Genomic DNA, 10,315 nt, shown 5'->3' with positions numbered 1-10,315 from the left:
GTGGAGTTGACCCTGTAACTCAGGACACCCGAACACCGTTAAGTTGATGATGTTGCGGCGCGTCGGAACTCCCGAGGCGAACGATACTTCAACGCTTTATGCGGATGCCAGTCATTGTATTGCTCGAACGCGACCGTTAGCTGAGAGAGCGCGGTCGGCACGTCGGGCTTGTTCATGAACGCGATGTAATCGCGCTTCATGGTCTTGACGAAGGATTCGGCCATACCGTTGCTCTGCGGAGAACGCACCGGCGTGGTCAGTGGCTCCAGGCCCAGTTCCCGCGCGAAGCTGCGCGTACGATGGTCGATGTACGCCGAGCCGTTGTCCGAGAGCCATTCGATGGTTTGCTCGGTCTGCACGGCGCCAAAGCGCTGCTCGACGGCCGCCAGCATGACATCTCGAACAATATCCCCACTGTGCCCGCCGGTGGTCGCCGCCCAACTAATGGCTTCTCGGTCATGGCAATCGAGCGCAAAGGTGACGCGTAGCGGCGAACCATCGTCGCAACGGAATTCAAAGCCGTCTGAACACCAGCGGGTATTGCTACGGTCGACAGCGACCCGACCGTCATGGCGACGTGTATCGAGTCGTCGCCCAGGCCGGCGAAGCAGCAACTGGTGGTCGTGCATCACACGATAAACACGCTTTGCGTTCACGGGCGAGGCCCCGCTCAGCTCATGACTGCGCCGTAGCAAAGCCCAGACCCTTCGGTAGCCGTATGTCGGCAGGCCCGCAACCAGCTCATGGATTTCAGCCACCAGCGCCGTGTCGTCGTATTGGCGGGCGCGGCGGCCATCCCGCCATTCCGACGAACGGGCCTGTTTCGCTGCCACCGCAGAGCGCGCCACGCCAAGGACATCGCAGACCGTCTTCATTGGTCGTCCCCGGGCAGTAAGGGCGAGCGCGCAATCCAGTTTTTTGAGCGCCCGTACTCCACGGCTTCCTTCAGGATCTCGGCTTCCTGCGTTTTCTTTCCGAGTAGCCGCTGCAGTTCCCTGATCTCCTTCATCGCTGCAGCCAACTGCGAGGCCGGGACCACAGCTTCGCCAGCGCTCACAGCGGCCAGGCTTCCTTCCTGGTACTGCTTGCGCCATGCGAACACCTGATTGGGATTGAGCCCATGCCGTCGGGCAACCGCCGAAACCGTGGCACCCGGCTCCATCGTTTCCTGAACGATGGCGAGCTTTTCTTGGACTGAACGGCGCCGCCGCCGCTCAGGTTCGGTAAGAATTTCGATGCTTTCCACGATTTGCCTAGGCTTGAAACTAGTCACAAGACTACCTCTTATTGTAAGAGGTGCCGGGTGTCCTGAGATTCAAGGGGCCGCTCCATGCGAGGCCGGGACCACAGCTTCGCCAGCGCTCACAGCGGCCAGGCTTCCTTCCTGGTACTGCTTGCGCCATGCGAACACCTGATTGGGATTGAGCCCATGCCGTCGGGCAACCGCCGAAACCGTGGCACCCGGCTCCATCGTTTCCTGAACGATGGCGAGCTTTTCTTGGACTGAACGGCGCCGCCGCCGCTCAGGTTCGGTAAGAATTTCGATGCTTTCCACGATTTGCCTAGGCTTGAAACTAGTCACAAGACTACCTCTTATTGTAAGAGGTGCCGGGTGTCCTGAGATTCAAGGGGCCGCTCCAACCAGGCACTGACCAGCAAACAAAAAGCCGCCAGCGGGCATAGACCATCTGCGGCCAACGTGATGAACGTCTGATGAATTATAGCGCCTTCAAAGTTAAAGCCGTGGTCGATTGGATTGAGCTGGAGATCACGACTGAGGTGCATACGCAACAGCAATGGATACAGCACGATCTGCGCCGAATTCTTGACCTGCCTGAGGGTGCAAAGGACACTTGGGTGGAACCTGTCAACCCTGGACCCGGTGGGGTGTCCTGCATGTTTCGAATTCGCTTTCACGATGCGCCGGCCAATAGCTATGGCGAGCTTGAGCGCATCATGGATGCGCTGGCAGCCAGGAAATCGTTTGCTGCCCCGCCTAACGTTCATGCAATAGAAGTCGCCGCAGATTTTTATGCGAAGGGGCAGGCGAAGGAATTGGACCTCGTCAGTCTCACAAAGCGTCTGCAAACTACCATCATTGCTCGCGGCAATCCACGCCAGTTTGATCCAGCAATTGGGGGCAATCGTCCTGGCACACTTGATCTGGACCCGAGACTGAACTTGCGGATAGGGAACAAGGGCGACGACATCTCTTGGCAGGTCTACTACAAGCGCACAGACAAGGGCGGGGTATCGCTTTCATCCGGCGACCAGCGGGCCAGAGCGGAATTCACCCTACGAGGCGCGGCGCTGGCTGAATCTGGTCTTACCGACTTTGCTTCACTCAAGGGCTACCGATTCGAAGTGCTATCGGACAACTTGCGCTTTGGAGATCTCAAGCCGCTTGATCGGATCGTAGAGGACATGAACGCTTTTGCGGCCTATGCTGTGCGTCACCTCTGGAGCAACAGCAATGGAAGCGTGACAACATGGCCGGTTGGCTGGCGTGCACACCGCGTAGACCGGCGGAAGGGGCTGCCGCGAAAGGTAGTAGATCGGAAGCAGACCAGCCACGCAGAAGCGGACTACGATCTAAACCGTAGGGTGCGCCGGTCGCTTTCCGACTTGTCCGGTCGGTTCTCCGCACAAAATTGAACAGAAAAAGCGGCCACATTCACAACGCCATAAGGGGTGGCAGGGAGAAACCTAATAACTACTAGCAGTGTTACACCCGATATCACCCTATCCAATCCTTTCCCTACGACGGTGGGGAGGCGAGCATCGCGAGTTGACCGCGATGCGCACGGCGCTGAGAATGGCTTCTCTGTATGAGCGTTAGATTCAGCGCAACGTCTAAGGCAACGCACTACATCGCCAAAGCAACCAATCTCACCCGCATGAGGGCGGCGGGACTCTCGCCCTCACCCCTGGTAAGGAGAAATCAATGCAACAACTGACCATCGAGCAAGCCGCTGACTATCTGGAAGACGCCGACCTTGTAGAAGAACCCATCCGCATTGCCCACACCATCATCAATGTAGGCATCACTGCTGCCGGTCGCCGGTTTGTCATGATGGTTGACGGTCGCGGCTACGGAAACGCCTGCATCAGCGAAGGCATGTAAGTAGGGCGGAAAGGGAAGGCTGGTGCTTTGCCTTTCCGTCTTACAGTAAGTCATCAATGACTTACGTTGCCAGGTTGGACAGGGCAGGAGTCTTAGAAAAAAAAGACTTCCGCGAATCCACACCAATCATTAACGGGCAGGTTTTTTGACGAAACCTTATAGAAGGATTCTGATGAAACGTTTGAGCTTGTGTTTTGGTGCTGTGCATTTGGTCATCGGATTGTCGGCTTGCGCGCCTGCCTTCACCACAACGACGAATGCCGACGTGCGTCAGCCTGAGAACCTGCGGCGGGAGCAACGCATCCAAAAGTCGATCGACCAGGCCTACGCCAACATCGCAGCCTACGCTGGCGAATGCCAGCCAGTGGGCAGCGTGGTGCTGTCGCCTGATCGCACCAAGATCACCATCACAGAGACGGCCTTCGGTCCTCAGATGCGCTCGGTCTACATGGTCGTCGACATCCAGGCGATGGGTGCCAGCGCCATCGACTTCAAGGGCTACAGCTACTACGGCAGCTCGATGTGGAAAGATCGCATCGACGCCGTGTTCAAGGCGATCAACGATCCGACTGCCTGCGCCTGATGCAGGCATATTCACAACCCTTCTATAAGGAGCCCGTATGGGTCTGAGGGACGTCAATTCCGCGCTGTATTCTTCGCTCAAGCGCCGCCTAAGGGAAATGCAGCTTGGCACGCCAAACTGCAGCATTCGCGCCATCAGCACTAAGGACAAAACGATGTCCTACTTCCTCACAGGCGTCCATTTTGACCAGGAAGGCCTGATCTGGCTGTCGTGCTATCAAGGCTCAGGCGACCGATTGGATAACGTGCAGTTTCCCTGGCAGGTGAATGGGTGGATCTTCGACGTATTTGTGGGCCACAAGCAAGGCTACGAAATCCAGTTCACTGCGGCATCGCCCGCGTCAGTATAAGAGATGACTGTGAAGAACGAATACAACGACTATCAGTCGCTAGTCGATGAAATTAAGCACTGCCTGGAGACGGCGGACGGTCAACAAATTTGCCTCACCGCTCTTCACTCAGAGTTCTCGCTACCTATCCACACGGTTGAACGGGACAAATTCGGGCGCATTTGGGTCCGCGGCCGCCAGCCAGGTGGCATTGTTTGCAGCGTGGCTTGGGCGGCAACGACTTACTATCTGGAATTGAAGAAGGTCGGGAATGGCAGCCTCGTCGCTCCAACATTCTTGGACCGAACGAAGAACATGCTAAACGCGGCTATCCACAATGCACTGGAGCAAAACAAGCTCTAAGGATCGACGGATCGGGTCTCGGCCCCTGGCAGTATAAACATGGCCGGGCCCGGTCTGGTGTCGTGGCTCTAACAGGCAGTAGCTAGTTATTCTGCCTGTTCGGCGACACTGGGATGCATTGAGAAATCATAAGTGGCCGCCCACATTCACCTTCCGCCCCAACGCATCCTTAAGTGCGTTCAAACCTGCCGCTACATCGAATGGTGCAATCTCAGGGAGGCCTTTAAACGTCAGGCGATCAATATAGGGCTTCAAGTCGTCGGCGGGCTGGTCCTTCCCGTAGCGGGTGCTGGACATAGTTGCGCCGCGAGCATGGCCGGAAAGTTGATTAACTGTCTTCTCGGACAGTTGGAGTGCATACATTCCAGTGAGAAAAGTATGGCGGAACGAGTGGAAGACCTTCCGCCCGTCACGTTTCATACCCAGGCGTTCGCCCAAGTATCTCTCGTTGAACCAACTGGTCGCGGCCTTGCCATAGCCCCGTTGCTTGCTCAGCTTTAATTCTGGGAACAGGCGCTTGTGTTCAGTGGTCTGCAGCGCCTGGACATATTGCACAAAGCCAAGCTCCAACAAGGCGCTATGCAGTGGCACTTGGCGCTTCGAATTTACCGTTTTGAGAGACTTGTCGCTTGCCTCGTCGGCATCCAACTTGTCAGCGCCATCCAGATTGAAATCCAGATACCAAACACCTGCATCGCTCACTCGCACGTCGTCAAGGTAAAGCTGGCACAACTCGTTGATGCGCGCGCCCGTGTAGAGGCCAAGAAGCGGCAGCCAGTAATAGTGCGGCTGGAAGGTCTGATACTTCCCAGTGGTGGTCAGGTTCCCGCGCCCCGTCTTATACCAGTCTGCACCGAAAATTTGCGCTAGGTCGTCGGGTGTGAACGCATCGCGCTCGTCTTGCTCGCGTGTTGTCTTCCGCTTCGGTGCGGCGGCGAGCGCGGGGTTCTTCGTCAGGTAGTCGCACTTCACGGCCCAGCCGAACATTTCGGATAGCCGCCGCACGTAAGTATCCACCGTAGTCGCTGCCATGGTTGGCATGCCTTTACTTGCAACCTGCTCCGCCAATTCATGCAGCGAGAGGTGCGTTCCTAACCTGCGGCGTGCCAGGTAAGTGTTCGCCGGCAACTGTCGCAGCAGGTCGCGGTATCGGTCGATGGCGGGACGGTCTAACTCCCCTAGCGCGGGGTCGCCCGTCAACTCAACGAACGCACCCAGTTCCGTTTCCATCTTTCGGCGGTGGTCGTCTTTCCAGTCGTCCCGCTTCGCTTTCATGAACGCGGCAACAAGTTCGCTTGCCTTCATGCTCGCATACTTATGGCGCGGCGGGCCGGCCTTCGCCTTCTCAACGGACTCTCTGGCGCCCCGTAGCATCTCGGGTGTCACATGGCCCCGTAGAGTGCTTCTGATGCGCTCTAGCGCAGCCTTATGAATCAACACTTGGGCCGCAGGCACTTCTACCCCAGGGTGGTCCAGGAAAACCGCTCGACGGCGCTCGGTGTCGAGATAGAAATGGCACTCGCTCGCGGAGCCAGTCGCCGTAAGCTGGGCGGCTACCGCGCGTGCGTCAGGCCAGATGAGATGCTGATGGGAAAGTCGTCGCACTTCGCCACGCTCAAGCGCGTCGTCAAGCAAGAGCGAGCCATCAAAGTCTCGCTCCACTTGGCGAACGTCGGCCACTATGGCGCAGTGCCAGCCATCAGCGTAGGTATGGAGGTCTTCGCCCTGGTTGGCCGCTTCGGTAGCCAGCGCAGGCAGGGTCATGCCGATAGCCTGCGCAGCGGTGTCCAGCGGCAGAAATCCACTGCCGCCAAGCAAGGGGCTGCCGGCTTCCAGTTTCAATACGTCCATGCGATCCAGCTTGAGCAGGCGAGCTTTCCACTCTGCCAGGGTTTGGAAGGCACAGATTTTAGCCGACGTGAGTTCACGTTGACCGGTCGAGATGTGCACTTCACCACGGCCAATAGCAGCTCGCAGGCGGGTGGGGATGCAGATGCGGACGACGTAGATACCGCTGGGGCGGCGGTAGAGATATCCGGGCTTGGCGGCCATACGGGCTACGCTTTCGTAGTAGCCTTGCGTGCCGTTGCCCCGGTGGCAGCCAAGTTCCTTGCGGAATCAGGCGCTTAGATGCAGTTTGGAGCGGGCGATGGGAATCGAACCCACGTCTTTAGCTTGGGAAGCTAAGGTAATAGCCATTATACGACGCCCGCCATGGCTTACTGGGGGCGGATTGTAGCATGGTTGTGCGGTGGAACTCGCCCGGTGGCCACGCCGCCCCAACCGGCGCACAATACCTGGTCCCAACACGAGACGCCCCCGCCCGTGCACCCCGTTCCCGCCCAACGATTCAATTCCGACCTGTTGCCGCGCATTGTCGAGCGTGTGCAGCGCCTGTCCCGTGGCACCTTGCATGCGGAAATCCAGACGCCGGCCGCGTCGGACCTACCCGCCTGCCTGCGCGTCTGGGCGGAGTCCAGGCCGAACGGCGGCCGCTATGCCTATCCGATCGACATCACGCTGTCGTGGGACAGCTTCGAGGTCGATCGCCTGTTTGCCTCGGGCGGCGTCGAGCGGTTCGACGCGTATCTGGATGCCTTGCCGGCCAAGCTCGATGCCTGGCAGGAACCCCGGCAGATCGACTTCCACTCGCGCACGCAGGCCGAGGCCACGGTGCTGATCGGCGGGCTCGATTTCGAACATCTGGTGCGATGAGCGCCGTGTGAGCGTGGCCGACGGCTACCGGACGGTCAGCCGGCACGTGGCGGTGTCTTCCGCCCCGCCCGGTATCCATCGCAATCCCTGCCCATGGTGGATGGCATTTGGCAGGCCGAGCCAAGGCTCGACACAGTAGAAGTCGGAATCGTCGCGCTCGGTCCAGGTGGTCACGGCGTACCAGGGCGCCGTGTTGGCGGCATCGAGTCCGATTTCGATGGTACGCGTCGGCAGTTCGACGCAGACAGACCAGGCATCGCCATTCCCGCGGGCTTGCAGCACATGGAAGGTGTCCTGCAGCCGCGGATCGTCCAGGCGATAGGCGGGCTCGCCCGGCTCGGGCGCCGTCAGGCCGCCATCGGCCTGCTGCCGAACACGGGATGCCGGCGGCATGACGATGCGGCTCTGCGCGCGCGCCGGATGGGGCAGGGCGAAGTAGAAGTGATGGCCGGCGTAATACGGCAACGGGGGCAGCGCGGCGTCGCCGGTATTGCGCGTGCGCAGCGTGACCGCGATGCCATCCGGCACCAGCCGATAGGTGGCCGTGAACACGAATTCATACGGATAGCCGGGCCGGGTCTGGGCCGATGATGCCAGCGACAGGCTGACCGCGTCGGCCGACAGTTCGCAGACGGAAAACGGCAGGTCACGGGCAAAGCCATGCTGGGGCAGTTCGTGGATCGCGCCCGCACTGTCGCGCCAGCGGCCCGCTTCGCCGTCGACGAAATGCCGGCCGATAAACGGAAATAGCAGCGGATTGCCGCCACGTATCTTGGCGACGCGGGTCCAGTCGGCATCGTCCGGCCAGTACAGGATGTCCTGCCCGCGATGCACCCAGCGCACCAGCCGCCCGCCGTGCGCGGGCGCCAGCAGCAGGTAGTTGTCGTCGTGGCCGACCCGGAGCAGGTCCTGGCCCTGGAATCGTTGAGTCGTGGTCATCGTCGGCATCCGTGGCGCGTCGAAAACCGCAAGCGTAGCGCATGTGGGCCGTCGGGCTTGTGCGGCAGGACGCGCGCGGGCGTCTTACCGTCGCATCTCGTCGCTCGTGTAGATGGTTTCGCGCACCAGCGGATACACCTGCGCCTCCCAGTGCTTGCCGTTGAATACGCCATAGTGGCCGACCCCGGTCTGGATGTGATGCATGCGCAGGTACGGGCGCAGGCTCGAACACAGGTCCTGTGCCGCCATGGTCTGCCCGATGGCGCAGATGTCGTCGCGCTCGCCTTCGATGGTCAGCAGCGCCGTGCGGCGGATGGCACGCGTCGACACCCGCCGCCCGCCCACGTCCAGCAGGCCCTGCGCCAGCAGGAACCGCTGGAATATCAGGCTGACCGTTTCCAGGTAAAACTCGGCCGTCAGGTCCATCGTGGCGAAGTACTCGGTGTAGAACGCCTGGATGGCATCGGCCTTGGCGTGTTCGCCACGGGTGCGCAGTGCGTACAGGTCGCGCAGTGCCTGCTCGTGCCGCTCGCGGTTCATGCTCATGAAGGCAATCAGCTGCACGAAGCCCGGATACACGCGCCGCATGGCGCCCGCAAACCGCCACGGCACATAGCCGATCAGCGTGTTTTCGAACCACTCGATGGGGCGGCTGGTGGCCAGTTCGTTGACGCGGGTGGGGTTCACGCGGGCGTCGATCGGGCCGGCCATCAGCGTCAGGCTGGGCGGCTGCATCGGGTCGCCGTCCTCGGCCATCAGCGCGGCGGCCGCCAGTGCGGCCACTGTCGGCTGGCAGACGGCTACCACGTGGGTGTTGCCGCCCAGTGCGTGCAGGAAGGTGACCAGGTGCTGCACGAATTCGTCGAAGCCGAAGCGGCCGCGTGACAGCGGGACGTCTCGCGGGTTGTGCCAGTCGGTAATGTAGACGTCATGGTCGCGGAGCATCGTTTCCGCGGTGCCGCGCAACAGCGTGGCAAAGTGGCCGGACATCGGCGCCACCAGCAGTACGCGCGGCTGCGGCGGCACGCCTTCGCGGCGAAAGCGCAGCAGCGTGCAGAACGGCGTGCGCGTGACCACTTCCTCGACCACCGGCACGTCCTGGCCACGAATGCGCACGCTGTCGATGCCGAAGGGCGGGCGGTAGTGGGTCAGTCGGGCCAGCGCCAGCACTTCGCAGGCGCCGCGCAGAGAGCGCAGCGGCTCGGATTGGTCGCCGTGGCGCCATGCGCTCAGCAGCGTGGCCGTGATGTCGGCGAGCGAGCATGCTGGCTGCATCAAGTCTGCGTATGTCTGGTAGGCCTGGTAAAGCATCGCTCGATCTCCCCACTTCCGAGCCTTGGCACCGCAATTTATGTGCCATCGTGGTTCATGTTGGCACGCAGGTTGCGAATCGGGAATCGGTTCGGTGCGCCGGATCACACGCGGTGCACCGAGTGGCGCAAACACCGCGCGCCCATCGTGCGCGAAGCAGCGGGCGCTTCGGACTGGTGCCGGACGTGCCCGCCGGCCGCACCGCCCGGGTGCGTACTGGCGGAACGCGTCCCGGGCACCGATACTGCAAGCGGACGTCACGCCCCGGGGGCGGAGGAGGCAAGATGGCCAAGACAACGCTGACGATCAGCAGCAAGACCTATTCATCGTGGTCGCTCCGGGGCTGGCTGCTGGCGCGCTTTGCCGGGCTGGAGTTCGAGGAGGTGCTGGTGCCGCCCGACGATCCCGCCGTGCGCGCCGAAATCCTGCTGCTCTCGCCGTCGATCCTGGTGCCGTGCCTGCGGCATCAGGGCGTCACGGTATGGGACACGATGGCGATTGCCGAATACCTCAACGAGATCAAGCCGAAAGCCAGGCTGCTGCCCGAGGAACTGGCCGCGCGTGCACACTGCCGCGCCATCTGCGGCGAAATGCACTCGGGGTTTGCCGCCCTGCGCGCGGCGTTGCCGATGAACCTCAAGGGCCATTTCCCCGGCCTGAAGGTCTGGTCCCGGGCGCAGGCCGACATCGATCGCATCACCGCGATCTGGACCGAATGCCTGGAACGCTACGGCGGCCCATACCTGTTCGGCAAGCATCGCACCGTGGCCGATGCGATGTATGCGCCCGTGGTCACGCGCTTTGTCACCTATGGCGTGAAGCTTGACGCGCCGCTGGTGGAATTCTGCAAGACCATCCTGGCCATGCCCGAAATGCAGGAATGGATTGGCGCGGCGCGCGAGGAACCCGACGAAATCAGCGAACTCGACGTGGAGTTCTGACGCCGGGCGCC

General features: G+C 61.0%; 11 protein-coding genes, 1 tRNA gene and 1 pseudogene. 7 read left to right on the top strand and 6 right to left on the bottom strand.

Translation table 11 applies throughout. The features are described from left to right. Window positions 1–38: 38 nt before the first annotated feature. A protein-coding gene (locus D9X30_RS28470; RefSeq protein WP_085959070.1) for an IS3-like element IS1087B family transposase occupies window positions 39–1,237 on the bottom strand; the annotation gives its coding sequence in 2 pieces (ribosomal slippage) (window positions 39–922 and window positions 922–1,237; 1,200 coding nt in all). An 84-nt stretch (window positions 1,238–1,321) separates the two neighbouring features. Continuing rightward, window positions 1,322–1,546: pseudogene (locus D9X30_RS28465) on the bottom strand (transposase); the annotation flags it as partial. 167 nt (window positions 1,547–1,713) lie between these two features. On the opposite strand from D9X30_RS28465, the gene D9X30_RS28460 reads away from it, so the two are divergent. The 5 genes from D9X30_RS28460 (at window position 1,714) to D9X30_RS28440 (ending at window position 4,398) form a co-directional block, all read left to right on the top strand. Beyond that, on the top strand, window positions 1,714–2,655 hold the full coding sequence (locus D9X30_RS28460) for a hypothetical protein (protein WP_153945653.1): 942 nt from the start codon (window positions 1,714–1,716) through the stop codon (window positions 2,653–2,655). Between the two features lie 289 nt (window positions 2,656–2,944). Further along, window positions 2,945–3,124, top strand: coding sequence for a hypothetical protein (locus tag D9X30_RS28455; protein WP_153945651.1), 180 nt, complete (start codon window positions 2,945–2,947; stop codon window positions 3,122–3,124). A gap of 172 nt (window positions 3,125–3,296) precedes the next feature. Continuing rightward, complete coding sequence (locus tag D9X30_RS28450; protein ID WP_153945649.1) at window positions 3,297–3,707, top strand: hypothetical protein; 411 nt, start codon at window positions 3,297–3,299, stop codon at window positions 3,705–3,707. 37 nt (window positions 3,708–3,744) lie between these two features. Further along, entirely contained in the window at window positions 3,745–4,056 is a 312-nt protein-coding gene (locus D9X30_RS28445; RefSeq protein ID WP_150982546.1) for a hypothetical protein, read from the top strand. Between the two features lie 9 nt (window positions 4,057–4,065). Then, window positions 4,066–4,398, top strand: a complete 333-nt coding sequence (locus tag D9X30_RS28440) for a hypothetical protein (RefSeq protein WP_153945647.1) — start codon at window positions 4,066–4,068, stop codon at window positions 4,396–4,398. Between the two features lie 126 nt (window positions 4,399–4,524). Here the strand turns inward: D9X30_RS28440 and D9X30_RS28435 are convergent, their stop codons facing one another. Further along, window positions 4,525–6,450: a site-specific integrase gene (locus D9X30_RS28435; protein WP_153945646.1), complete on the bottom strand. Its 1,926-nt coding sequence runs from the start codon at window positions 6,448–6,450 to the stop codon at window positions 4,525–4,527. 86 nt (window positions 6,451–6,536) lie between these two features. Then, window positions 6,537–6,611: transfer RNA gene (locus tag D9X30_RS28430), tRNA-Gly, on the bottom strand. 112 nt (window positions 6,612–6,723) lie between these two features. Between D9X30_RS28430 and D9X30_RS28425 the strand changes: the two genes are divergently transcribed. Next, a complete protein-coding gene (locus D9X30_RS28425; protein WP_249641106.1) occupies window positions 6,724–7,113 on the top strand; it encodes a DUF5594 family protein in 390 nt (129 codons plus the stop codon). A gap of 24 nt (window positions 7,114–7,137) precedes the next feature. On the opposite strand, the gene D9X30_RS28420 is transcribed toward D9X30_RS28425, so the two are convergent. Continuing rightward, window positions 7,138–8,061 carry an aldose epimerase family protein gene (locus D9X30_RS28420; RefSeq protein ID WP_153945643.1) on the bottom strand — a complete coding sequence of 308 codons (924 nt, stop codon included), beginning with the start codon at window positions 8,059–8,061 and terminating at the stop codon, window positions 7,138–7,140. 75 nt (window positions 8,062–8,136) lie between these two features. Beyond that, window positions 8,137–9,363 carry a polyhydroxyalkanoate depolymerase gene (locus D9X30_RS28415; protein WP_153945642.1) on the bottom strand — a complete coding sequence of 409 codons (1,227 nt, stop codon included), beginning with the start codon at window positions 9,361–9,363 and terminating at the stop codon, window positions 8,137–8,139. Between the two features lie 284 nt (window positions 9,364–9,647). Between D9X30_RS28415 and D9X30_RS28410 the strand changes: the two genes are divergently transcribed. Then, window positions 9,648–10,304 carry a glutathione S-transferase family protein gene (locus tag D9X30_RS28410; RefSeq protein ID WP_153945640.1) on the top strand — a complete coding sequence of 219 codons (657 nt, stop codon included), beginning with the start codon at window positions 9,648–9,650 and terminating at the stop codon, window positions 10,302–10,304. Window positions 10,305–10,315: the final 11 nt, after the last annotated feature.

Source organism: Cupriavidus sp. U2 (genome assembly GCF_009663685.2).
GTDB lineage: Bacteria > Pseudomonadota > Gammaproteobacteria > Burkholderiales > Burkholderiaceae > Cupriavidus > Cupriavidus necator_C.
The sequence above is the reverse complement of the archived record's forward strand: the minus strand, read 5'-3'. Positions and strand labels throughout refer to the sequence as shown.